Genomic DNA, 22,799 nt, shown 5'->3' on the forward strand with positions numbered 1-22,799 from the left:
GGACGCCTAGGGTCGGGCCCCGCGGCGCTCAGCGCGACGCGCGGCGCCTCAGCTCGTCCAGGGGGACCACGAACCCGCCCGCGTCGACGACCGTGCCGCCGGCGCTCGTCTGGATCGCCAGGGCGAGCCGGCTGATGAGGGGAACGACCCTCTCGCGCGCGATGCGGCCCACGACGGACGTCGGATCGTCGGCGGCACCGTCGGGCGCGGTCCAGGTCACGGCGTAGGCGTTCGGTCCGTCGGTCGCACCCTCGCGCGAGCCGAGCACCACCGGCAGCTCGGCACGGTGGGCGAGGGAGACGGCGACGGTGCCGTCGTACGGCGTCTCGAAGGCCAGCCGGAACGTCTCCTGCCCGACCGGGTCCACCTCCCGCATGAGAGGTGCGACCGAGCGCACGCAGCCGAGCACCACGGGGGCGGGGTCAGCCGTCGCGGAGTAGACGGTGAGGTCGACGAGCTCGTCCTGCGCAGGCGTGAGGACCCGTCCTGCCCCGTCGACGACCGCTCCCCCGGCCCTCCGCGCCGCCGCGACCAGCCAGCTGACGAGCGGGGCGCCGGCCTCCGCGCCCTCGAGCGCGTAGACGTCGTCGAGACCAGCGGGAAGAGGGACAGCCACGGCTGACCGCGGCAGCGGCCCCCGCAGGCACGCTCCGCCGGTGATCCGCGTCTGCCCGGGCACCATCGTGGTGGCGGCGGACGGCCCACGAGCGCCGAAACGGGCACCGACCAGCCGCGGTGCGGCAGCCGCAGCGGGCGCGCGCAGCTGCTCAGCGTCGGCGAACCACGCCCGCGCCAGGGCGACGACGTCGGTTCCGACGGGGAACGCCACCGCCAGATCGAGCGGCGCGACTCCTGTTGCGATGTGCTCCTCGGCTGCCACGGCGCCGACGCTAGGGGGAGGCTGTTACCGCGGCGCCCCGACGGGGTTACGACAGGGTTTCGGGCCCGTCACACGGCGAGCCCGTCACAACCGGAGCCTGAAACAGCCCGAGCCCGTCACAGGTCCAGGTAGTGCTCCAGGCCGATCGTGAGCCCGGGGTGATCGGCGACGCCGCGTACGCCGGCCAGCACGCCGGGGACGAAGCCCGCGCGGTCCAACGAGTCGTGCCGGATCGTGAGTGTCTCCCCCACGCCGCCGAGGATGACCTCCTGATGCGCGACGAGCCCACGGATCCGGAGCCCGTGCACGTGAATGCCGTCGACCACGGCCCCGCGGGCCCCGTCCAGCTGCATGCTCGTCGCGTCGGGCACGGGCCCGACGCCGGCTTCGCGGCGGGCCGCAGCGATCAGCTCCGCCGTACGCCGGGCCGTCCCTGACGGCGCGTCGGCCTTCGTCGGGTGATGCAGCTCGACGACCTCGACGGACTCGAAGAACGGCGCGGCCTGAGCGGCGAACCGCATCATGAGGATCGCGCCGACCGAGAAGTTCGGTGCGATGAGGACCCCCACGCCGGGCGCGCCGGCCAGCCATCCGCGCAGGGTGTCGATGCGCGCGTCGTCGAAGCCCGTCGTGCCCACCACGGCATGGATGCCGTGGCTCACGCAGAACTCCAGGTTGCCCATGACGGCGTCGGGCGTCGTGACGTCGACGACGACCTCGGCGCCGCTCTCGATGAGACTCTCCAGCGGGTCGGCGCTGCCGATGCGGGCAACCAGCTCCACCTCGTCCGAGGCCTCGAGGCCGGCCACGATCGCGGAGCCGAGCTTGCCGCGCGCGCCCAGCACGCCGACCTTGGTCAGGGCATCGTTCACGACAGTGAAACCTACTCGGTGGGCACGCTGCGTTGTCCGGAAGGGGAGCCGCTGGCACCGAGGGCTGGTGGGATCTGGCAGTCTGAGACCATGCCAGTGCAGACGATTCCGGCGCGGATCCGTTGGGCGGTGGACTTCATCGACGTCCATCCCAACGACCACATCCTCGAGGTGGGCTGCGGCCCCGGCGCGGGAGCCGAGCTCATCTGCAGCAGGCTGGAGACCGGCAAGCTCTTCGCGATCGACCGGTCCGAGTCCGGGGTGGACCGCACGAAGCGGCGCTGCGCGAAGTTCGTCGAAGCCGGTCGCCTGACCGTCCGTCAGATCGACCTGGCCACCCTGCGCGTGCCCGTGAAGCGGCTCAACAAGGTCTTCGCGTTCAACGTGAACCTGTTCTGGGTGCGCGAGGCGGCCGACGAGGTCGCGCTGCTCTACGAACGCCTCCTCCCCGGCGGGACGGTCAACATCTTCTACGAGTCGACCCGCCGCGAGGACGTCCCGCTGATGGTCGAGAACACCTCGAAGGCGCTCGTCGGCGCCGGATTCCGGGTCTCCGTCGTCGACCAGAAGCAGCCTGCGGTCATCGGCATCATCGGGCGCAAGTAGCGTCTCAGGGGCCGACGACGGCGAGGATCTCGGCGCCGGAGAAGACCTCGGCCGCGACGGCCTGGCACTCCTCCAGGGTGACGAGGTCGATGCGGGAGAGCACCTCGTCGAGGGAGAGCAGGTCGGTGTGCACCAGCTCGGCTTTGCCGAGCCGCGACATGCGCGAGGCGGAGTCCTCGAGACCGAGCACGAGACCGCCACGCAGCTGCCCCTTGCCGACGACGAGCTCCTCGGCGGTGATGCCGTCGCGCGCTAGCGTCGCGAACTCCGAGCGCACGACCTTCAGCACGTCGTCGACCTTGGAGGGCAGGCAGCCTACCGCGACCCCGACCAGCCCCGCCTCGGCGTGGGCGCTGGTGAAGGAGTAGACGGAGTAGGCCAGGCCGCGTCGCTCCCTGACCTCCTGGAAGAGCCGCGACGACGTGCCGCCGCCGAGCGCGGTGGTGAGCACGGACAGCGCGAAGCGTCGCTCGTCGTCGCGCGCGAGGCCGCCCATGCCGAGCACCAGGTTGACCTGCTCGAAGGGCTTGGAGACGGTGACACAGCCGGACGTGAGCCGCACCGGGCGGCCGGTGCGCGGCGGGACCGGCGTCTCGCTGCCCGAGAGGAAGCCACCGCGCCCGAACGCCTTGCGCACGAGCCGGACGACGGTCGCATGATCGAGGTTGCCCGCGGCCGACACGACCATGTTGGCGGGCCGGTAGTGCTTCTTGTAGAACCGCCGGATCTGGTCGCGGCTGAGGCCCTCGATCGACTCGGTCGTGCCGGCGATCCCGCGGCCGAGTGGTGAGTCCTCCCCGAACGCCTGGGCGGCGAACAGGTTGTGCACCACGTCGTCGGGGTCGTCGTCGTGCATCGCGATCTCGTCGAGGATCACGTCGCGCTCGGCCTCGACGTCGTCGGAGGTCAGGGCTGACGAGGTGATCATGTCGCCGAGCACGTCGATCGCGAGCGGCAGGTCCGCGTCGAGCACGCGGGCGTGGAAGCAGGTGTACTCCTTCGCCGTGAAGGCGTTGAACTCCCCACCCACGGCGTCGAGCGCCAGCGAGATGTCGAGCGCCGAACGCTCCGAGGTGCCCTTGAAGAGCAGGTGCTCGAGGAAGTGCGACGCACCGTGGAGACGGCCGGTCTCGTCACGCGAGCCGACACCGACCCAGACCCCGACCGCCGCGGAGCGCACGCCGGCCATCTGCTCGGTCAGCACCCGGAGCCCGCCGGGCAGCACGGTGCGGCGTACGACGGAGCCGGGGCTCTCCTCGAGGGTGACCGTGGTGCCGACGCGCTGGATGGCGCCGGAGGCGGACGTCGGCGCCGATTTCCGGGAAGACGACCGGCCGGCAGAGTGCTGCCGGCCGGTCGTCGCCTCAGTCTTGCGAGAGGTCACGCGGGTGCGTCACTCCTCGGTCTCGACGGCCTCGTCGGCCGCCTGCTCCTGCTCGTCCGCGGACTTCTCGGCCTCCTCGACCACCGGGGCCAGCGAGAGCTTGCCACGGTCGTCGATCTCGACGATCTCGACCTGGATCTTCTGACCGACCTCGACGACGTCCTCGACCGACTCCACGCGCTTGCCGTCGTTGAGGGCCCGCAGCTTGGTGATGTGCAGCAGGCCGTCCTTGCCGGGCAGCAAGGACACGAAGGCACCGAAGTTGGTGGTCTTCACGACGGTGCCGAGGTAGCGCTCGCCGACCTCCGGCATCGTCGGGTTCGCGATCGCGTTGACCGCGGCACGGGCGGCGTCGGCCGACGCGCCGTCGGTCGCACCGATGTAGACGGTGCCGTCGTCCTCGATCGAGATCGTGGCGCCGGTGTCCTCCTGGATCTGGTTGATCACCTTGCCCTTCGGGCCGATGACCTCACCGATCTTGTCGACCGGCACCTTGACCGAGATGACGCGCGGCGCCGTCGCCGCCATCTCGTCCGGGCCGGAGATGGCCTCGGCCATCACCTCGAGGATCGCGAGACGGGCGTCCTTGGCCTGGTTGAGGGCCTGGGCGAGCACCGAGGCGGGGATGCCGTCGAGCTTCGTGTCGAGCTGCAGCGCGGTGACGAACTGCGAGGTGCCGGCGACCTTGAAGTCCATGTCGCCGTAGGCGTCCTCGGCACCGAGGATGTCGGTGAGGGCGACGTACTTCGTCTCGCCGTCGATCTCGCCCGAGATGAGGCCCATCGCGATGCCCGCGACCGGTGCCTTCAGCGGCACGCCGGCCTGGAGCAGCGACATCGTGGACGCGCAGACCGAGCCCATCGAGGTCGAGCCGTTGGAGCCCATCGCCTCGGAGAGCTGACGGATCGCGTAGGGGAACTCCTCGCGGCCCGGCAGGACGGGCAGCAGCGCCCGGCGGGCCAGCGCACCGTGGCCGACCTCACGACGCTTCGGCGAGCCCACACGGCCCGTCTCACCCGTGGAGAACGGCGGGAAGACGTACTTGTGCATGTAGCGGCGCGACTTCTCCGGGGAGAGCGTGTCGAGCTGCTGCTCCATCTTGAGCATGTTCAGCGTCGTCACACCCAGGATCTGGGTCTCTCCACGCTCGAAGAGGGCGGACCCGTGGACGCGCGGGATCACGTCGACCTCGGCGTGGAGCGGCCGGATGTCGGCCAGGCCACGCCCGTCGATGCGGACCTTGTCGCGCAGCACGCGCTCACGGACCAGCTTCTTGTTCAACGAGCGGAACGCGGCACCGATCTCGCCCTCGCGGCCCTCGAACTGGCCGGCCACCTTGTCGAGCAGCGACGCCTTGATCTCGTCGAGGCGCTCCTCGCGCTCCTGCTTGCCGGCGATGGTCAGCGCCTCGGCGGTCTCGGTCGCGACGGCGGACTCGACAGCCTCGAACACGTCGTCCTCGTAGTCGAGGAAGATCGGGAAGTCCGCGACCGGCTTCGCCGCCTGCTTGGCGAGCTCGCTCTGCGCCTCGCAGAGCTGCTTGATGAACGGCTTGGCCGCGTCCAGACCCCCGGCCACGACCTCCTCGGTCGGGGCCTGCTTGCCCCGGTTGGTGACCAGGTCCCAGGTCTGCTCGGTGGCCTCGGCCTCGACCATCATGATGGCGACGTCACCGGTGTCGGTCACCCGACCCGCCACGACCATGTCGAAGACGGCGTCCTCGAGCTGGCTGTGGGTGGGGAACGCCACCCACTGGCCCTCGATGAGCGCGACGCGCACGCCGCCGACGGGGCCGGAGAACGGCAGGCCGGAGAGCTGGGTGGACATCGACGCGGCGTTGATCGCGAGGACGTCGTAGGGCTGGTCGGGGTCGAGCGCCAGGACGGTGATGACGACCTGGACCTCGTTGCGCAGGCCCTTCTTGAAGGTCGGGCGCAGGGGGCGGTCGATGAGACGGCAGGTGAGGATCGCGTCCTCGCCCGGCCGACCCTCCGACCGGAAGAACGAGCCGGGGATCTGACCCACGGCGTACATCCGCTCCTCGACGTCGATCGTGAGCGGGAAGAAGTCGAAGTGGTCCTTCGGCTGCTTGGAGACGGTGGTGGCCGAGAGCAGCATCGTCTCGTCGTCGAGGTAGGCGGTCACCGAGCCGGCGGCCTGGCGGGCCAGGAGGCCCGTCTCGAACTTGACGGTGCGCTTGCCGAACTTGCCGTTGTCGATGACGGTCTCGACGGCAGAGATGACGGGTTCAGTCAATTTTCTTCTCTTGTCATAGCGGTGGAGCGCCTCGCTCCACAGGATGGGACCTTGGATTTCGCCAGACAGACTATCCGGCAACTGGTCAAAATGCGGAACAGGCGGCCACCCCTGCCAGGGGCGACCGCCTATCCGGAGATCAAGACGTCGACTATCGGCGCAGGCCGAGGCGCTCGATAATGGAGCGATACCGGTTGATGTCGGTCTTCTGCAGGTAGTTGAGCAGACGACGACGCTGGCCGACGAGCAGCAGCAGGCCACGACGGCTGTGGTGGTCGTGCTTGTGCTGCTTGAGGTGCTCGGTGAGGTGGCCGATGCGGTGCGACAGCAGCGCGATCTGCACCTCCGGCGAGCCGGTGTCGCCCTCGGTCGTGGCGTACTCGGCGATGATCTTCTTCTTGGTCTCCGCGTCGGTTCCAACCGCCATGGAGGGCTCCTCTCGTCTCGCTGCGCGGCGCGCCCGGGCCTGTTCACCGGGGCACTCTTGGTCCGCGGCCGTTTCACGGCTTTCTTCCTCGCTGCCCGAAGGCAACCGCAGGACTCTATCCCGGCGGCCTGCCCGAGACCCAATCGCGCCTCCACAGCGCCCACAGAAGGGGGTGCCGGAGCGAGCTCCAGGATGACACGATCCGGGGCATGACCCGTCTCGGAGTGCTTCTCGCCGGTCTGTTGCTCCTCCCACTCGTCCTCGTCGCCCCGGCCGCATCCCGCGCCTCCCTGGCGCTGCAGCCCGACCGACCGTCCTTCGCCGCCGCCGTGCCCACGACCACCACCCAGGTCGTGCGGACCATCTCGAGCCGGCGCTGGTGCCGGAAGGTCTCCTGCACCGTCACCCAGGCCTGGCAGAGGGACACGTCGGGCTGGCACCTGGTGCGGCAGTTCCGGTCGACGATCGGCTCCCGGGGCTGGGGCAAGCAGCGGGAGGGCGACCACCGCTCCCCCGTGGGGGTCTATCGCATCAAGATCACCTTCTCGACCGGCTCCCACGCGCCGGGGCCCATGCCGTGGCGGCGCCGCAAGGCGACGTCGGTCGTCACCTCACGCGCGGGGGCGAACTACAACACCTGGCTCGAGGTGCCGGGCGTGCGCAGCGGCGACCGGCCGTCGATGCGCTGGGGGTGGGTCGTGGACTACAACCACGTGCGCCTCTCCCCCGGGGTCGGCGCGAAGCCGGTGCCCGGCAAGGGCAGCGGGATCTTCTATCACACCTCCAAGCCCGGTCACCGCTGGGCGCCGACGGCCGGCTGCACGCAGATCGGCAACCCGACCGCGATGCGCTGGCTCGTCCGCTGGCTGCGACCCGGGGCCGATCCCCGAGTGGTGCAGCGGCTCTGACCCTGAGCACCCTCAGGGGCGCCTCAGGGTCTCTTCCGGGGCCCTGCCCGACGCGGGCGAGGGCACGGTCCGGCGAGGCTTCTCGCCATGATCAACGTCGAGTCCCTCACGAAGAAGTACGCCGGCTTCACGGCCGTGGACGACGTCTCGTTCACCGCCCGGCCCGGTCGCGTCACGGGCTTCCTCGGCCCGAACGGGGCGGGCAAGTCCACCACCATGCGGGTCATGGTCGGCCTCACGCCGGCCACCTCCGGATCGGTCACCCTCCTCGGTCGCCGCTTCGCCGACCTGCCCAACCCCGGCCGCGAGGTTGGCGTCCTGCTGGACGCCTCCGCCCAGCACGCCGGCCGCACCGGGCGGGAGATCCTGACCATCGCCCAGCGCACGATGGGGCTGCCCAAGGCCAGCGTCGACGCCACGCTCGCCCGGGTCAGCCTCACCGAGAGCGAGGCCGGCCGCCGAGTGCGCCACTACTCGCTCGGCATGCGCCAGCGGCTCGGCATCGGCGTCGCCCTCATCGGCGACCCCGAGGTCCTCATCCTCGACGAGCCCGCGAACGGCCTCGACCCCGCCGGCATCCGGTGGATGCGCGACCTGCTGCGCGGCTTCGCCGACGACGGCGGCACCGTGCTGCTCTCCTCGCACCTGCTCCACGAGATCGAGGTCATCGCCGACGACCTCGTCGTCATCGGCAACGGCCGCATCGTCGCCCAGGGCACGAAGGACGAGCTGCTCGCCGCGGGCGGGACGCTGGTCCGCGCGGCCGACACCGCCACGCTCGCCCACGCGCTCACCCGGGCCGGCATCGGCCACACGCCGGGCGACCGGGGCGCACTCCTGGTCGAGGCGGAGCTCGCCGTCGTCGGACAGACCGCGTTCGCGGCCGGCGTACCCCTCATCGAGCTGCGCGCCGCCGACGGCGCCGGCCTCGAGGAGATGTTCCTGGCCCTCACCGCCGAGAGTCAGCGCGACCAGATCACCCTCCAGGAAGGAGAAGCGGCATGACCACCGCCGCTCTCAGCACCACCGATGTCCGTACGCCGACCCGCGAGCGCGCCGTGCCCGCCCCGATCGGCTTCACCCGCGTGCTCGCTGTCGAGCTGCGCAAGATGTTCGACACCAGGTCAGGCCTCTGGCTGATGGCCAGCATCGGCATCCTGGCCGTCATCGCGTCCGGTGCCGTCATCATCTTCGCGCCCGACGACCAGATCGACTACGACGCCTTCGCCTCGGCGATCGGCATCCCGATGACGGTGATCCTGCCGATGATCGCGGTCCTCTCGGTCTCGAGCGAGTGGAGCCAGCGCAGCGCGCTCACGACTTTCACGCTCGTGCCGAGCCGGGCACGGGTCATCGGCGCGAAGGCGCTGCTCACGGTCGCGGTCGGCGTCGCCTCGATGGTGCTCGCCCTCGGCGTCGGTGCGATCGGGAACGTGGTCGGGAGCGCCCTGGCCGGTGTCGACCAGACGTGGAACATCTCCGCCGCGCAGTTCTCCCAGATCGTGCTCGCCGACGCGATCGGCATGCTGATGGGCTTCATGCTCGGCGTGCTCTTCCGCAGCTCGCCGGCGGCCATCGTGGGCTACTTCGTCTACTCGCTCGTGCTGCCGGGCATCTCGGGGGCGCTCGCCGGCGCCAACGACTGGTGGCACCAGCACGGCGCGTGGTTCGACCTCACCTGGGCCTCGAACCGGCTCTACGACGGCCACCTCACCAGCCAGATGTGGGCGCAGCTCGCGGTCACCACGCTCCTCTGGCTCGTCGTACCCCTCGCGATCGGCCTGCGGGCGGTCATGCGGGCCGAGGTCAAGTAGCAGCGCGCCGAGTCTCGGGTTGTTGTCCTTCGAACCCCGGGTTGTGGTCACCACAACCCGGGGTTCGAAGGACAACAACCCGGGGTTCGGCGAATGTCAGGGGGTGGCCAGCAGCTCCCGAGCGCGGTCGACGTCGGCGCCCATCTGGTCGATGAGGTCGTCGACCGAGCTGAACGCCTCCATGCCCCGCAGCCGGTCGACGAACTCGACGACCACTTCGACGCCGTAGAGCTCCAGATCGGTGCGGTCGAGCACGTAGCTCTCGACCCGCCGGGTGATCACCCCGTCGAAGGTCGGGTTCACGCCCACGCTGATCGCCGCGGGATAGCGGTCCCCGGTGTCGAGGCGGGTCAGCCACCCGGCGTAGACGCCGTCGGCCGGCGCCGCCGTCAACGCCTCGGTCGGCACGTTCGCGGTCGGGAAGCCGAGCTCGCGGCCGCGCTGCTCGCCCTTGACCACGATGCCGCGGACGGCATACGGCCGCCCGAGCGCCTCCGCGGCCCCGCCGACATCACCGGCAGCGAGGCAGGTGCGGACGTACGTCGACGACCAGACCTGCGGACCGCCGTCGAGGGCGATCCCCTCGACCGCCATGCCGTGTCCGGCTCCGAAGTCGGCCAGGCAGGCCACGTCGCCGGCCGCCCGGTAGCCGTAGCGGAAGTTCGCCCCGACGACCGCCACCTGGGCGTGGAGCGCGTCGACGAGGACCCGCTGCGCGAAATCGTCCGGCGACCATGCCGCCATGTCCCGGTCGAAGGGCAGGGCCAGCACCGCGTCGGCGCCCTGGCGGGTGAGGAGCTCGGCGCGGGCCTCGATCGTGCTGAGGGTCGGGGGGGCGTGCTCCGGGCGCAGGACCGCCATCGGGTGGGGGTCGAACGTGACGGCGACCAGGGTCAGGCCCTGTTCGTCCGCCTTCGCGCGAGCCGTCGCCAGCACGTGCTGATGACCGAGGTGCACGCCGTCGAAGTTCCCGATGACGACGGCCGTCCGACCCAGGTCGGACGGCACCTCGTCGAGCGATCGCCACAGTTGCACGAGGTCAGACTCTAGCCACCGTCACCCGGTGAACACCGCGACGGGTCGCGCGACGGACACCTCGCCGGTCGGCTCGTAGAGCGCCAGGAAGGCACCATCGGGGGCGAACACGGCCGTCAGCCCGTCCAGCGCGACCGGCAGCTTGCGTCCCACACGGACGTGACCCGCCTGCTCGTCGTCGAGGTCGAAGGACGTGAACGCGGCGCGGGCCGCCTCGGCGATCGGCAGGGCCGTGAAGGTCTCGCCGAGCTCGTCGAGGGTGTGCGCCACGTCGAGGCGGTAGGGTCCGACCGCGGTGCGGCGCAGGGCCGTCAGGTGTCCGCCCACACCGAGCGCGGCGCCGACGTCACGGGCGATCGCACGGATGTAGGTGCCGCTCGAGCAGCGCACGGAGATGTCGACGTCGATGGTCTCGCTGGGCGAGTGGCCCGCGCCGACAGGCGAGGGCGCATCGAGACCGCGGCGCGTCCTGATGTCGCCCACACTCAGCTCGTGGACGGTGACGGGTCGGGCGGCGAGCTCGACGCTCTCGCCGGCACGCGCCAGGGCGTAGGCACGCTTCCCGTCGACCTTGATCGCGCTGACGGCCGTCGGGACCTGCTCGATGTCGCCGACCTGAGTCGCGAAGGCGGCACGGATCGCGTCCTCGGTGAGCCCGTCGGTCGACAGGGTCGCGAGAGTCTCCCCTTCGGCGTCGTCGGTGGTGGTCGACTCCCCGAGGCGGACGGTGGCGTCGTACGCCTTCTGCGTCAGCATCAGGTGACCGAGCAGACGCGTCGCCCGCTCGATCCCGACGACCAGGACACCGGTCGCCATCGGGTCGAGCGTGCCGGCGTGCCCGACCTTGCGGGTGCCGGCCAGCCGCCTCACCCGAGCCACGACGTCGTGCGACGTCATCCCCGCGGCCTTGTCGACGATGACGAGGCCCGACTCGGTCACGCCTCGTCGTCCTCGAGGTCCTCGTCCCACTCCTCGTCGGCCTCACGCGGCTTCTTGTAGGGGTCCTCGTCGCCGGCATACGACGTCCCGCGCGCCGCGGCCACCGCCTCGTCCTGCTCCTTGGCCCTGGCCAGCACCTCGTCGAGGTGGCGGGCGGTCTCAGGCAGTGCGTCGTGGATGAACTCCAGCGAGGGCGCATGCCGCATCGCGAGCTGCTTGGCGACCTCGGATCGGATCAGTCCCTTCGCCGACTCCAGCGCCGCAGCGGTCGAGGCCAGCTCCGTCGGGTCGTCGCTCATGGCGGTGTAGAAGATGCTCGCCTGCTGGCTGTCGCCCGAGACCCGGACGTCGGTGACGGTGACGAAGCCCAGACGCGGGTCCTTGATCCGCCGCTCCAGCATCTGGGCGACGATCACCTGGATCCGGTCGGCGATCTTGCGCACCCGGGGACTGCTCATGTTCACACTTTCTCAGAAGGGCCGACTCCTCCCCCGCTCGACGCCCGATGTCGTCTGGACTGACGACGGAGCGAGCGTAGCGAGCGAGGGAGGAGGGAAGACGACATCTGCCGGGGCGCCGAGCCGCGTGAGCGGAGCGAGCGCCGTCTACCCGCGCGGGATCTCCACCATCTCGAAGGCCTCGACGATGTCGCCTTCCTTGATGTCCTGGAAGTTGCGCAGCACCAGACCGCACTCGAAGCCCTCGCGGACCTCAGCGGCGTCGTCCTTCTCCCGCTTGAGCGAGGCGAGGTCGAGGTTGTCGGCCACCACGGACCCGTCGCGGATGAGACGGACCTTGGCGTTGCGGCGGATCACGCCGCTGGTGACCATACAACCGGCGATGTTGCCGATCTTGGAGCTGCGGAAGATCGCGCGGATCTCCGCCTGGCCCAGGGCCCGCTCCTCGTACTCCGGCTTGAGCATGCCCTTGAGCGCGGCCTCGATCTCCTCGATGGCCTGGTAGATGACGGTGTAGTACCGGATCTCCACGCCCTCGCGGTCGGCCAGCTCCGTCGCCTTGCCCTGCGGGCGGACGTTGAAGCCGATGATGATCGCGTCGGAGGCGGCCGCCAGGTCGACGTTGGTCTCGGTGATCGCACCGACACCGCGGTCGATGACGCGGATCCCGACCTCGTCGCCGACGTCGATCTTCGCCAGCGCGTCCTCGAGAGCCTCGACAGAACCGGACACGTCGCCCTTGAGGATGAGGTTGAGCTCCTGGCTCTCGCCCTTCTCCATGGAGGCCATGAAGTCCTCGAGCGTCCGACGCACACGCCGCTTCGCCTGCATGGCGGCACGCTCGCGTGCCTCCCGCTTCTCGGCGATCTGACGGGCCATCCGGTCGTCCTCGACCACCAGGAAGTTCTGGCCGGCGCCGGGGACGGCGGACAGACCGAGGACCATCGCCGGGCGCGCCGGGGTGGCCTCCTCGATCTCGTGACCGAACTCGTCGAGCATCGCCCGGACGCGGCCGTGGGCCGGGCCGGCGACGATCGAGTCGCCGACGCGCAGCGTGCCGCGCTGCACCAGCACCGTGGCGACCGGACCGCGACCGCGGTCGAGGTGCGCCTCGATGACCAGACCCTGGGCGTCCTGGTGTGGGTTGGCCCGCAGGTCGAGGCTGGCGTCAGCCGTGAGGACGATCGCCTCGAGCAGCTTGTCGAGGTTGAGGCCCGACTTGGCCGAGACATCGACGAACATCGCCTCGCCGCCGTACTCCTCGGGAATCAGGCCGTACTCGGTCAGCTGGCCGCGGACCTTCGTCGGGTCCGCCTCGGGCTTGTCGATCTTGTTGACCGCGACCACGATCGGCACACCGGCGGCCTTGGCGTGGTTGAGCGCCTCCACCGTCTGCGGCATGACGCCGTCGTCGGCTGCGACCACGAGGACCGCGATGTCGGACGACTGCGAGCCGCGGGCACGCATGGCGGTGAACGCCTCGTGACCCGGGGTGTCGATGAACGTGATCGCACGCTTCTCGCCGTCGACCTCCGTGGAGACCTGGTAGGCACCGATGTGCTGGGTGATGCCACCGGCCTCGCCCGCGACGACGTTGGCGTTGCGCAGCGCGTCGAGGAGCCTGGTCTTTCCATGGTCGACGTGACCCATGACGGTCACGACCGGCGGACGGACCACCAAGTCGGCCTCGTCGCCCTCGTCCTCGCCGAACTCGATGTCGAAGGACTCGAGCAGCTCGCGGTCCTCGTCCTCCGGGGAGACGACCTGGACGACGTAGTTGAGCTCCTCGCCGAGCAGCTCGAGCGTCTCGTCGCCCACCGACTGCGTCGCGGTGACCATCTCGCCGAGGCTGAACAGCATCTGGACGAGCTGAGCGGCATCGACGTTGATCTTCTCGGCGAAGTCGGTCAGGGACGCGCCACGGGGCAGACGGACGGTCTCGCCGTTGCCCTTCCGGACGCGCACGCCGCCGATCGTCGGGGCCTCCATGGCCTCGAACTCCTGACGACGCGCCCGCTTCGACTTGCGACCGCGGCGCGAGGGGCCGCCGGGACGACCGAACGCACCCTGCGTGGAGCCGCGCTGACCGGGACGGCCACCACCGCCACCGGGACGGCCGGCGCCGCCACCGCCGGGGGCGCCACCGCCACCGGGACCACCGCCGAACCCGCCACGACCGGGAGCGCCGGCACCGGCGCCCGCGCCGCCACGGCCCGGAGCGCCCGGACGACCGCCGCCACCAGGACCGGGACGACCGGGAGCGCCCGGACGGCCGGGACCGCCGCCGGGGCGAGCCCCGAACGCGGCCGGCGACTTCGGCATCATCGCCGGGTTGGGACGCGGCATGCCGGGACGACCCGGCGCACCGCCGTCGCGACCGGCCGGCGGACGCGGCGGACGCTGCTGGTCACCGGGACCGGCCTGGCCGGCACCACCGTCGCGAGCGGCCGGCGGAGCCGGACGACGGCCCATGCCCTGGCTGGACGCGAAGGGGTTGTTGCCCGGGCGCGGCGCACCGGGGCGGGGCGCCGGGCGCGGGCCCGGCGTGGGCCCCTTCGGGGCAGCGGGAGCAGGAGCGGAGGGAGCCTGCGCCGCAGGTGCCGCAGGTGCGGCGGGGGCAGCGGGCCTCTCGGCGGGGGCCGGCGTCGCCTTCCTGGCGGGGCCGGGCTTGGGGGCGGCCGGAGCAGCCGGGGAGGCGGGTGCCTGAGCGGCGGGAGCCGGGGCGGCCGGGGCCGCCGGAGCCTCGGGTGCTCGGGGAGCCGGCGCCGTGGGGGCGGCCGGTGCGGCCTGCTGCGCGGGTGCGGCCGGGGCAGGAGCTGCCTTGGCGGCCGGGGCCGCGGGTGCCTTCTTGGCGAGCAGATCGGCGCCGTACGTCGCCTCGAACTTCTTCACCGCGGGGAGCTCGATGCTCGACGACGCGGTCTTCGCGAACTCGCCGATCGCACCCAGCTTCTCCAGCGCTTCCTTGCTGGTGATGCCGTACTGCTTGGCGAGCTCTGATACTCGGGTCTTGGCCACAATTCTCCTTCTGGCCTTAAGACCCGGGCTCGGGCTTGAACTCTTAAGACCGTTAGTGGTTGGTGCTGTGCGAACAGCGGAGGGGGCTCATCGCGAAGTACTCATCGAGTGCTCATGAGCTGGTGCTCCGATTCCTGGGTGGGTCGATCACGGTCAGCGAGCCGAGGTAGTCCCCCAGCGGCGCGGTGGAGAGCCCTCCCTCGAGCCGCAGGGCTCGTGTGAAGGCCTTCCGTCGCACCGCGAGGTCGTAGCACTCGGCAGTGGGGTGCAGGTGCGCTCCACGGCCGGGCCTGGTGGCTGTCGGATCGGGCACCACGGCCGCGTGGCCGTCGGAGCCCGAGCCGGCGGTCACCCGCAACAACTCGCGCTTGGCGGCCCGCTTCCGACAACCGATGCAGGTCCGAACCGGACCTTGGGCAGGGGTTTCGTCTTGGCGTTCCACCAAGGAGCCACTCTACCGGTTCGGACCAGAGGATTCCGAAACGGGGGCGCACTCAGGCTCAGCTCTGGGCGGGAGCCTCCTCGTCGGACCGGATGTCGATGCGCCACCCGGTCAGGCGCGCCGCGAGGCGGGCGTTCTGCCCCTCCTTGCCGATGGCGAGCGAGAGCTGGTAGTCCGGCACGACGACCCGCGCAGACTTGGCGTCGGCGTCCACGATCTCCACCGAGTTCACGCGTGAGGGCGAGAGGGCGTTGGCGACGAGCGTCGCCGGGTCGTCGGACCAGTCGACGATGTCGATCTTCTCGCCGTGCAGCTCGGCCATCACGTTGCGCACCCGCTGGCCCATGGGGCCGATGCAGGCGCCCTTCGCGTTGACGCCGGACGCGTTGGACTTCACGGCGATCTTGGTCCGGTGCCCGGCCTCGCGGGCGATGGCCGCGATCTCGACCGTGCCGTCGTGGATCTCGGGGACCTCGAGCGCGAAGAGCTTCTTGACCAGGTTGGGGTGGCTGCGCGACAGCGTGATCTGCGGGCCGCGCATGCCCTTGCGCACGCTCGTCACCAGGCACTTGATCCTCGTGCCGTGGTCGTACTTCTCCCCCGGCACCCGCTCGCTCACCGGCAGCAGCGCCTCGATCTTGCCCAGGTCGACCATCACGTCGTCGGGGTTGCGCCCCTGCTGGATGACGCCGGAGATGATGTCGCCCTCGCGGCCCGAGAACTCACCGAACTTGATGTCGTCCTCGGCGTCGCGCAGGCGCTGCAGCATGATCTGCTTGGCGGTCGTCGCCGCGATGCGGCCGAAGCCGTCCGGGGTGTCGTCGTACTCGGTGATGACGTGGCCGTCGCCGTCGAGCTCCGCGGCCAGCACGCTGACGTGGCCCGACTTGCGGTCGAGCACGACGCGCGCGTTCTGCTGGGCGCCGGGCGTCTTGTGGTACGCCGTCAGCAGCGCCTGCTCGATCGCCTCCACGAGCACGTCGAAGGAGATCTCCTTCTCCCGCTCCAGCATCCGCAGGATGCTCAGGTCGATGTCCATCAGGCGTCTCCTTCTGTCTCACCGGGAAGCTCGGCGTCGCCTTCGCTGACGGTGCTTCCCGGCCGGTTGAACTCGATCTGCACCAGGGCGCGCTTGACCTCGGCGAACGCGATCCGGCGCTGCCGGCCCGACACGTCCAGCGTGGCGCCCTCCTCGTCGCTGCTCAGGACCCGACCCGTGAAGGCGCCGCCGTCGGTCGGGATCACCTTGACCAGCCGGGAGGAGTTGCGACGCCAGTGCCGCGGCAGGGTCAGCGGGCGGTCGACGCCGCGGGAGGTGACCTCCAGGGTGTACGGCTGCTCGCCCATCACGTCGGACGCCTCGAGGACCCCGTCGATGCGACGGGTCGCGTCGGCGACGTCGTCCAGCGTGACGCCGCCGTCCTTGTCGACCGCCACCCGCAGGATGCGACGCTTGCCGGCGGGCGTGATCTCGACGGCCTCGACGTCGAGGCCCAGGGAAGCGAGCGGCTGCGTCAGCTCGGTCTCGAGCCGCTCGCGGACGGAGTCGTGCACCGGGCCGGCCATGGCCACCTCCGTGTCCTGTTGTGGGGTGCAGTTGTGGCGGACAGCCTATCGGCTCCCCCGCCTGCCAGCAGCACGGCCGTCGCGGGTGGATCGATAGGGTCGGCGCTGTGCGATCGCTGCCCCCGCTCCTCTCCCGACGGCGCGTTCAGGGGCTGCTCGTCGGGGCCGTCGCCGCGGCGGTGGTGCCGCTGACCGGCTGCGACCTGCGCCCTCGCCAGGAGCCCGCGGCCGCGCCCACACCCACGCCGGACCCCGACGAGCTGCTGGTCGCCCGCGTGGCCTCGCAGATGCGCGCGACGCGGGACGCGGTCGCTCCCTCGCCGCGGGACGCGGCGCTGGTGGCCGCGCACGAGGCGCATCTGGAGGCGCTCGGAGCGCCGACGTCGTCCAGCCCGGCCTCAAGCCCGGCCTCAAGCCCGGCGCCGGTTCCGAGCGAGGCCGCAGTACGGGCCGCGGAGGTCCGCCTGGAGCAGGCCGTCGCCGAGGCTGCGCTGCACGCGCAGGACGGCGGCCTGGCGCGTCTGCTCGCCTCGATCTCGGCCTCGCTGGCGCAGCATGTGGCGGTGCTGTCGACGAAGGCGGCGGTCCGATGAGCACCGCGACAGACGCGCTGCAGACGGCGCTGGAGGCGGAGTACGCCGCCGTCTACGTCTACGGGATCCTCGGCGGGCGCACGTCTCGTGCCGACGCGCCGGCGCTGTCGTCCGCGCTGCGAGCCGCCTACGACGCCCACCGAGCCCGGCGCGACCGGCTCCAGACGCTCATCGCCGATGGCGGCGTGACGCCGGTCGGACCGAAGCCGGCGTACGCCACGCCGCAGCGGATCGAGACGGAGCGCGGCGTCCGGAGGGCCGCGCTGGCGCTCGAGCGCTCGTGCGAGGAGGCCTACGCCTGGGTGGTCTCGCGCACCGACGGGGACATCCGCTCGTTCGCGGTCAACGCCCTGAGAGACGGAGCGGTCCGTGGGCTCACGTTCCGAGGAACTCCCGAGATGTTCCCCGGAATCCGTGAGCTCACGGACCACTCATGAAGGCCCGGACACAAGGCCTTGAGGGACTCCGCCTGTTGCGGTGGGGACCGGCGGATGGGACGCCCTCGTGTGCACAATCATGCAACTGAGCGTGGGTGGGTGCCACCGACACGCGCCCTCACATCTTCGCATTGCAAGAAGATGCAGAACCGGGGCCGCTCAGGCCCACGCGGCGACGAGGTCGGCCACCTCGCCCAACGAGCGCGCGACGCCGTCGGGAACGCCGTCGGCGTGGCCGCGCTGCTCGACGGGGATGTTGCTGTGCGGGACGTGGATCGCACGCATCCCAGCGGCCCGCGCGCCCCAGATGTCGTCGTAGAGCCGGTCGCCGACATACACGCAGCGAGCCGGGTGGGAGGCGCCCACGGCCTCCATCGCCGCTCCGAACGCCTTCGCAGACGGCTTGGTCCAGGCGATCTCGGAGGTGTAGACGTCGCCGTCGATGAGGTCGGCGACGCCGTCGCGCTCGAAGAAGCCGACGTGCCACGACCGCGGCCAGATCGTGTTCGACAGGACGCCGACCTTGAGGCCGGCCGCCCGCAGCGCCTCGAAGAGCGGCCGCACCTCCGGGTCGGTCTCGGTGTGCGGCAGCCAGAACTCGTAGTAGGCGCTCAGCAGCTCGGGGTCGTGGTCGAGACCCGCCACGTCGAAGAGGTCGGCGATGGTGGCGCTCCGCTGCTCGTCTCGCGACCAGCCCCACACCACCTGACCGGCCTCGTGCAGCCGAGGCGCATGGAGGACGTGGTCGTCCGTGCAGGCGCCTCTGACCGCCTGGGCGAGGGCGAGCGACTCGGCGTGGAAGTCGACGTCGTGCCAGCGCGTGAGCGTGCCGCCCCAGTCGAAGATGACGGCCTCGATGCCGGGCCCGCTCATCGCATGGACCCCGTCTCGAGGTAGCGGCGGTGCCAGCTCAGCGCCTCGTCGAGCAGGTGCGGGGTGTGGCGCGCGTGTGGACGGTCGGCGCGGGCCCGGGCGATGTAGTCGCGCAGCGGCTCTCGGAAGTCCGGGTGGGCACAGTGATCGATGATGCGCTCGGCCCGGGCGCTCGGCGAGAGGCCGCGCAGGTCGGCCAGACCCTGCTCCGTCACGAGCACGTGCACGTCGTGCTCGGTGTGGTCGACGTGGCTCACGAACGGCACGACCGAGGAGATGGCGCCGGCCTTCGCGGTCGAGGGCGAGACGAAGAAGTTGAGGAAGGCGTTGCGCGCGAAGTCGCCGCTGCCGCCGATGCCGTTCATGATCGCGCTGCCCATGACGTGGGTGCTGTTGACGTTGCCGTAGATGTCGGCCTCGATCATGCCGTTGATCGCGATCACGCCGAGCCGACGGACCACCTCGGGGTGGTTGGAGATCTCCTCGCTGCGCAGGAGGATGCGGCCGTGGTAGGCGTCGATGTCGCCCATGAAGCGACGCACGCCCTCGGGTGAGAGACCGAAGCTCGTCGCCGAGACGCCCGTCAGCTTGCCGGCGTCGAGCAGGTCGAGGAGTCCGTCCTGGATGACCTCGGTGTAGGAGGTCATGCCCTCGAACTCGGCATCGAGAAGCCCCGCCATCACGGCGTTGGCCACGTTGCCGACGCCCGACTGCAGCGGAAGCAGCGACGCCGGCATGCGGTCGTGGCGAACCTCGTGGCGCAGGAAGTCGACGAGCAGGTCGGCCATCGCCCGGGAGTCGTCGTCGAGCGGCTTGAGGACCGAGTTGCGGTCGGGGGCATCGGTCTCGACGACGGCGATGACCTTCGCCGGGTCGACCCGCAGATAGGGCTCTCCGATGCGCTGCATCGTCGAGGTCAGCTGGAGCGGCGCACGATGCGGCGGCAGCCGGGTGCCGTAGTAGATGTCGTGGAACCCCTCGAGCTCGCGCGGCTGCCAGCCGTTGACCTCGAGGATGACCCGGTCGGCCCGGTCCAGCCACGTCTTGTTGTTGCCGACGCTGCTGCTCGGCACGAGACGTCCGTCGGGCAGGATCGCCACCACCTCGACGACGGCGACGTCGAGCGGACCGTAGAACCCGAACCACATGTGCTGGGCGGAATGGCTCAGATGCGCATCGACGTACTCGACCTCGCCCTCGTTGATGAGCCTGCGCAGGGTGGGGTCGGAGTTGTAGGGCAGCCGCTTGGAGAGGCCGTGAGCCGAGGCCAGGACCCCGTCGACCTCGGGGGCGGTGGAGGCTCCGGACCAGAGCTGGACGCGGAACTCCTCGCCTCTGCGGTGCGCGGCCGTCACCCTCTCGGCGAGCGCGACCGGCACCGCCTTCGGATACCCCGCTCCCGTGAAGCCGCTGATGCCCACCGCGTCGCCCGGGCGGATGTGCTCGGCCGCCTCAGCAGCGGAGGTCACCCGGCGGGCGAGCGTCGGGCAGGCGATGCGGCTCATGACGGCAAGGTCAGTGGCGGACGAGGCGGACGAGGTGGTCGCGCACACGGTCGGCGGGGACGTTCTCCCGCTCGCCGCTGCGACGGTCCTTGACCTCGATGACACCGTCGGCGAGCCCGCGTCCGACGGTCACGATCGTCGGGACGCCGATCAGCTCCGCGTCCTTGAACTTCACGCCGGGGCTCACCTTGTCCCGGTCGTCGAGGAGCACGTCGACGCCCGCCTCGGACAGCTCGTGCGCGAGGCGCTCGGCGGCGGCGACGACCACCTCGTCCTTGCCTGCGGCGACCAGGTGGACGTCGTACGGCGCCACGTGACGCGGCCAGCACAGGCCGATGTCGTCGAGAGTGTCCTCGGCGATCGCTGCGACCGCCCGGGTCACGCCGATGCCGTAGGAGCCCATCGTGACGGTGACGAGCTTGCCGTTCTCGTCGAGCACCTTGAGGCCGAGCGCGTCGGCGTACTTGCGGCCGAGCTGGAACACGTGGCCCATCTCGATGCCGCGTGCCGACTCGAGCACGCCATCGTCGCACTGCGGACACCGGTCGCCGTCACGGACCTCGGCGGCCTCGATCGTGCCGTCGGCGGTGAAGTCCCGACCGGCGACGAGGTCGATCACGTGGCGTCCGGGCTCGTTGGCGCCCGTCACCCAGCGGGTGCCCTCGACGACCCGCGGGTCCACCAGGTAGCGGATGCCCGACGCCGCCTCCTCGCCCAGGACGCCGGGACCGATGTAGCCCTTCACCAGCGCGGGATGCCTGGCGAGCTCGGCCTCGTCCATGGGCTCGACCTCGATCGGCTCGAGCTGGCCCTCCAGGCGCTTCTGGTCGACGTCGCGGTCGCCCGGAAGGCCGATGGCGAGGGGCTCACGCGTGCCGTCGGGGTGCTTGAGCAGCACCATGACGTTCTTGAGGGTGTCGCCGGCGTGCCAGGGCCGGTCCTCTCGCCCGAAGCGCTCGTTGAGGAGGTCGACGAGCGTGGCGATCGTCGGCGTCGCGGGGGTGTCCTCGACGTGGGCGGCCGGCGCGTCGTCGTACGGCAGCGGCGCGGGCGGGCGCACCTGCACGGCCTCGACGTTGGCGGCGTAGTCGCACTTCGTGCAGCGGACGTAGGTGTCCTCGCCGACCTCGGCCTTGGCGAGGAACTCCTCCGAGGCGGACCCTCCCATCGCCCCCGACGTCGCCTTCACCACGACGTAGTCGAAGCCGAAGCGGTCGAAGATGCGGACGTAGGCGTCGCGGTGGCGCTGGTAGGCCTCCTCCAGCCCGGCGTCGTCGACGTCGAAGGAGTAGGAGTCCTTCATCGTGAACTCGCGCCCGCGCAGGAGCCCGGCTCGCGGCCGCGCCTCGTCGCGGTACTTCGTCTGGATCTGGTAGAGGCTGAGCGGGAGGTCCTTGTAGGAGCTGTACAGATCCTTCACCAGGAGGGTGAACATCTCCTCGTGCGTGGGCCCGAGCAGGTAGTCGGCGTCCTTGCGGTCCTTGAGGCGGAAGATGCCGTCGCCGTACTCGGTCCAGCGACCGGTCGCGTCGTAGGGCTCCTTGGGCAACAGGGCCGGGAAGGTGACCTCCTGGGCGCCGATGCCGTCCATCTCCTCGCGAATGATGCCCTCGATCTTGCGCAGCACCCGCAGACCGAGCGGCAGCCAGGTGTAGATGCCGGGGGCCGCGCGACGGATGTAGCCGGCCCGGACGAGGAGCCGGTGGCTCGGCACCTCGGCGTCCGCGGGGTCCTCTCGCAGCGTCCGCACGAACAACGTCGACATCCGGATCAGCATGGGCAGAAGGTTACGGCTCGCACGGGCGGGCGTCGTAGTCGGTGGCTCGCCACGTACACGGGTACACCGAAGTGCTCGCTCCGCGCGCTGCTCACGCGGCGTCGCACCCGCGGCGGCCGACTTCGGTGTACCCGTGTACGCCGATCGGCTCAGAACATCACGGTGGAGAAGCGCGCCGACTCCACGAAGCCGACGCGCTCGTAGGCCCGGCGGGCCGGGGCGTTCCAGTCGTTGACGTAGAGCGAGACGACCGGAGCGATCTCGCGGCGGACGATCTCGGCGACCGCCGCCATGCCGGCGGTCGCGAGGCCGTGGCCGCGCAGGTCCGGCACGACGTAGACGCCCTGGACCTGAGCGGCATAGGGCGACGCGCAGGCGACCTCGGCCTTGAACAGCAGGCGTCCGGACTCGTCGAAGCGGGCGAAGGACCAGCCGCGCGACATCAGCTGCAGCACGCGAGCCCGGTAGAGCTCGGCACCACCGCCCTGCTCGGGCGAGACGCCGACCTCCTCGGTGTACATCGCGACGCAAGCGGGGTAGACCTCGGCCAGGTCAGCCCGTGATGTGCGCCGCACGAGCGGGTCGGGGTCGACCTGGGGCGGCCCGTCGAGCTGGAGATGCGGCTGTCGCCACCGGACGTCGCGTGGCCGGCCCCAGGCACCCGCCACCGTGTCCCAGAAGGCGCGGACGGCGTCGTGGGGTCCGACGATCGTCGAGACGGTGCGGCCGCGCGCGAGCGCCCGCTCGCCGAAGGCACGGGCGTCGTCCTCGGTCGCGCCGATCGGGACGAGGTTCGCCCCCACGTGACAGGCGGCGACGAGTTCGCCGTCGGCGTACCTTCCCCAGATCTCACCGCCGAGCCAGCGGGACTCGAGACTGGTGGTGCGCGCGCGATAGTCGGCGAAGACGTTGACGACGGGGTCGCGGGTGACCAGCGCGAGGAACGCGTCGAGGTCCGGCGGGGCTAGCGGCCGGATCCCCTGACGCGTCGTGAGCACGAGGCCACCCT

The 22,799-nt window shown here is 71.1% G+C and carries 22 protein-coding genes; 6 read left to right on the forward strand and 16 right to left on the reverse strand.

All coding sequences use genetic code 11. The features are described 5' to 3' along the window. Positions 1-28 precede the first annotated feature (28 nt). Positions 29-880, reverse strand: a complete 852-nt coding sequence (locus tag ACYQ1K_RS09010; RefSeq protein WP_459982508.1) for a hypothetical protein — start codon at positions 878-880, stop codon at positions 29-31. Between the two features lie 116 nt (positions 881-996). Further along, positions 997-1,740 carry a 4-hydroxy-tetrahydrodipicolinate reductase gene (dapB, locus tag ACYQ1K_RS09015; RefSeq protein WP_459982759.1) on the reverse strand — a complete coding sequence of 248 codons (744 nt, stop codon included), beginning with the start codon at positions 1,738-1,740 and terminating at the stop codon, positions 997-999. A 102-nt stretch (positions 1,741-1,842) separates the two neighbouring features. On the opposite strand from dapB, the gene ACYQ1K_RS09020 reads away from it, so the two are divergent. Continuing rightward, the gene (locus tag ACYQ1K_RS09020) at positions 1,843-2,358 is read left to right on the forward strand and encodes a class I SAM-dependent methyltransferase (RefSeq protein WP_459982509.1); all 516 of its coding nucleotides are present in this window, start codon (positions 1,843-1,845) and stop codon (positions 2,356-2,358) included. 4 nt (positions 2,359-2,362) lie between these two features. Here the strand turns inward: ACYQ1K_RS09020 and ACYQ1K_RS09025 are convergent, their stop codons facing one another. The 3 genes from ACYQ1K_RS09025 to rpsO all read right to left on the reverse strand — a co-directional run bounded on the left by ACYQ1K_RS09025 (position 2,363) and on the right by rpsO (position 6,425). Next, positions 2,363-3,742: a M16 family metallopeptidase gene (locus ACYQ1K_RS09025; protein WP_459982510.1), complete on the reverse strand. Its 1,380-nt coding sequence runs from the start codon at positions 3,740-3,742 to the stop codon at positions 2,363-2,365. Between the two features lie 9 nt (positions 3,743-3,751). Next, positions 3,752-5,998, reverse strand: a complete 2,247-nt coding sequence (locus tag ACYQ1K_RS09030; RefSeq protein ID WP_459982511.1) for a polyribonucleotide nucleotidyltransferase — start codon at positions 5,996-5,998, stop codon at positions 3,752-3,754. Between the two features lie 151 nt (positions 5,999-6,149). Further along, positions 6,150-6,425, reverse strand: a complete 276-nt coding sequence (gene rpsO, locus ACYQ1K_RS09035) for a 30S ribosomal protein S15 (RefSeq protein ID WP_279883097.1) — start codon at positions 6,423-6,425, stop codon at positions 6,150-6,152. A 209-nt stretch (positions 6,426-6,634) separates the two neighbouring features. Between rpsO and ACYQ1K_RS09040 the strand changes: the two genes are divergently transcribed. The 3 genes from ACYQ1K_RS09040 (at position 6,635) to ACYQ1K_RS09050 (ending at position 9,147) form a co-directional block, all read left to right on the forward strand. Next, positions 6,635-7,333, forward strand: a complete 699-nt coding sequence (locus tag ACYQ1K_RS09040) for a L,D-transpeptidase family protein (RefSeq protein ID WP_459982512.1) — start codon at positions 6,635-6,637, stop codon at positions 7,331-7,333. 87 nt (positions 7,334-7,420) lie between these two features. Then, positions 7,421-8,338, forward strand: coding sequence for an ABC transporter ATP-binding protein (locus tag ACYQ1K_RS09045; RefSeq protein ID WP_459982513.1), 918 nt, complete (start codon positions 7,421-7,423; stop codon positions 8,336-8,338). Next, positions 8,335-9,147, forward strand: a complete 813-nt coding sequence (locus tag ACYQ1K_RS09050; protein WP_459982514.1) for an ABC transporter permease — start codon at positions 8,335-8,337, stop codon at positions 9,145-9,147. The genes ACYQ1K_RS09045 and ACYQ1K_RS09050 overlap by 4 nt, the downstream gene beginning before the upstream one ends. Before the next feature lie 96 nt (positions 9,148-9,243). Here the strand turns inward: ACYQ1K_RS09050 and ACYQ1K_RS09055 are convergent, their stop codons facing one another. The 7 genes from ACYQ1K_RS09055 to rimP all read right to left on the reverse strand — a co-directional run bounded on the left by ACYQ1K_RS09055 (position 9,244) and on the right by rimP (position 16,605). Then, the gene (locus ACYQ1K_RS09055; protein WP_459982515.1) at positions 9,244-10,182 is read right to left on the reverse strand and encodes a bifunctional riboflavin kinase/FAD synthetase; all 939 of its coding nucleotides are present in this window, start codon (positions 10,180-10,182) and stop codon (positions 9,244-9,246) included. Positions 10,183-10,203: 21 nt separating this feature from the next. Next, complete coding sequence (truB, locus tag ACYQ1K_RS09060) at positions 10,204-11,079, reverse strand: tRNA pseudouridine(55) synthase TruB (RefSeq protein WP_459982761.1); 876 nt, start codon at positions 11,077-11,079, stop codon at positions 10,204-10,206. Between the two features lie 38 nt (positions 11,080-11,117). After that, a complete protein-coding gene (rbfA, locus tag ACYQ1K_RS09065; protein ID WP_459982516.1) occupies positions 11,118-11,579 on the reverse strand; it encodes a 30S ribosome-binding factor RbfA in 462 nt (153 codons plus the stop codon). A gap of 147 nt (positions 11,580-11,726) precedes the next feature. Next, positions 11,727-14,597 (reverse strand): translation initiation factor IF-2, encoded by a 2,871-nt coding sequence (infB, locus tag ACYQ1K_RS09070; RefSeq protein WP_459982517.1) that lies wholly within the window; start codon positions 14,595-14,597, stop codon positions 11,727-11,729. Positions 14,598-14,709: 112 nt separating this feature from the next. Continuing rightward, positions 14,710-15,039: a YlxR family protein gene (locus tag ACYQ1K_RS09075; protein ID WP_459982763.1), complete on the reverse strand. Its 330-nt coding sequence runs from the start codon at positions 15,037-15,039 to the stop codon at positions 14,710-14,712. Between the two features lie 58 nt (positions 15,040-15,097). Next, complete coding sequence (nusA, locus tag ACYQ1K_RS09080) at positions 15,098-16,078, reverse strand: transcription termination factor NusA (RefSeq protein WP_459982518.1); 981 nt, start codon at positions 16,076-16,078, stop codon at positions 15,098-15,100. Continuing rightward, positions 16,078-16,605 (reverse strand): ribosome maturation factor RimP, encoded by a 528-nt coding sequence (rimP, locus tag ACYQ1K_RS09085; protein WP_459982519.1) that lies wholly within the window; start codon positions 16,603-16,605, stop codon positions 16,078-16,080. Before rimP ends, nusA begins: the two co-directional genes overlap by 1 nt. A 107-nt stretch (positions 16,606-16,712) precedes the next feature. Here rimP and ACYQ1K_RS09090 point away from each other — a divergent pair, with 107 nt between their 5' ends. After that, the gene (locus ACYQ1K_RS09090) at positions 16,713-17,198 is read left to right on the forward strand and encodes a hypothetical protein (protein ID WP_459982520.1); all 486 of its coding nucleotides are present in this window, start codon (positions 16,713-16,715) and stop codon (positions 17,196-17,198) included. Further along, on the forward strand, positions 17,195-17,635 hold the full coding sequence (locus tag ACYQ1K_RS09095) for a ferritin-like domain-containing protein (RefSeq protein ID WP_459982521.1): 441 nt from the start codon (positions 17,195-17,197) through the stop codon (positions 17,633-17,635). The genes ACYQ1K_RS09090 and ACYQ1K_RS09095 overlap by 4 nt, the downstream gene beginning before the upstream one ends. A gap of 159 nt (positions 17,636-17,794) precedes the next feature. On the opposite strand, the gene ACYQ1K_RS09100 is transcribed toward ACYQ1K_RS09095, so the two are convergent. From ACYQ1K_RS09100 to ACYQ1K_RS09115, 4 genes are all read right to left on the reverse strand, one after another. Beyond that, entirely contained in the window at positions 17,795-18,508 is a 714-nt protein-coding gene (locus tag ACYQ1K_RS09100) for an HAD family hydrolase (protein ID WP_459982522.1), read from the reverse strand. Beyond that, entirely contained in the window at positions 18,505-20,013 is a 1,509-nt protein-coding gene (gene scpC, locus ACYQ1K_RS09105) for a succinyl-CoA:acetate CoA-transferase ScpC (RefSeq protein ID WP_459982523.1), read from the reverse strand. The genes ACYQ1K_RS09100 and scpC overlap by 4 nt, the downstream gene beginning before the upstream one ends. Positions 20,014-20,023: 10 nt before the next feature. Then, a complete protein-coding gene (locus tag ACYQ1K_RS09110) occupies positions 20,024-21,790 on the reverse strand; it encodes a proline--tRNA ligase (protein WP_459982524.1) in 1,767 nt (588 codons plus the stop codon). 149 nt (positions 21,791-21,939) lie between these two features. Further along, positions 21,940-22,788 carry a GNAT family N-acetyltransferase gene (locus ACYQ1K_RS09115; RefSeq protein WP_459982525.1) on the reverse strand — a complete coding sequence of 283 codons (849 nt, stop codon included), beginning with the start codon at positions 22,786-22,788 and terminating at the stop codon, positions 21,940-21,942. Positions 22,789-22,799: the final 11 nt, after the last annotated feature.

The sequence above is a fragment of the Nocardioides sp. AN3 genome, from assembly GCF_054653495.1.

Excerpts from the sequence above, each read along its gene's own strand:
- scpC (WP_459982523.1), bottom strand. The coding sequence starts at position 20,013 with ATGAGCCGCATCGCCTGCCCGACGCTCGCCCGCCGGGTGACCTCCGCT.
- truB (WP_459982761.1), bottom strand. The coding sequence starts at position 11,079 with ATGACGTCGCACGACGTCGTGGCTCGGGTGAGGCGGCTGGCCGGCACC.
- rimP (WP_459982519.1), bottom strand. The coding sequence starts at position 16,605 with ATGGCCGGCCCGGTGCACGACTCCGTCCGCGAGCGGCTCGAGACCGAG.
- ACYQ1K_RS09095 (WP_459982521.1), top strand. The coding sequence starts at position 17,195 with ATGAGCACCGCGACAGACGCGCTGCAGACGGCGCTGGAGGCGGAGTAC.
- nusA (WP_459982518.1), bottom strand. The coding sequence starts at position 16,078 with ATGGACATCGACCTGAGCATCCTGCGGATGCTGGAGCGGGAGAAGGAG.
- ACYQ1K_RS09100 (WP_459982522.1), bottom strand. The coding sequence starts at position 18,508 with ATGAGCGGGCCCGGCATCGAGGCCGTCATCTTCGACTGGGGCGGCACG.
- ACYQ1K_RS09045 (WP_459982513.1), top strand. The coding sequence starts at position 7,421 with ATGATCAACGTCGAGTCCCTCACGAAGAAGTACGCCGGCTTCACGGCC.
- rpsO (WP_279883097.1), bottom strand. The coding sequence starts at position 6,425 with ATGGCGGTTGGAACCGACGCGGAGACCAAGAAGAAGATCATCGCCGAG.
- ACYQ1K_RS09040 (WP_459982512.1), top strand. The coding sequence starts at position 6,635 with ATGACCCGTCTCGGAGTGCTTCTCGCCGGTCTGTTGCTCCTCCCACTC.
- rbfA (WP_459982516.1), bottom strand. The coding sequence starts at position 11,579 with ATGAGCAGTCCCCGGGTGCGCAAGATCGCCGACCGGATCCAGGTGATC.
- ACYQ1K_RS09110 (WP_459982524.1), bottom strand. The coding sequence starts at position 21,790 with ATGCTGATCCGGATGTCGACGTTGTTCGTGCGGACGCTGCGAGAGGAC.
- ACYQ1K_RS09020 (WP_459982509.1), top strand. The coding sequence starts at position 1,843 with ATGCCAGTGCAGACGATTCCGGCGCGGATCCGTTGGGCGGTGGACTTC.
- ACYQ1K_RS09050 (WP_459982514.1), top strand. The coding sequence starts at position 8,335 with ATGACCACCGCCGCTCTCAGCACCACCGATGTCCGTACGCCGACCCGC.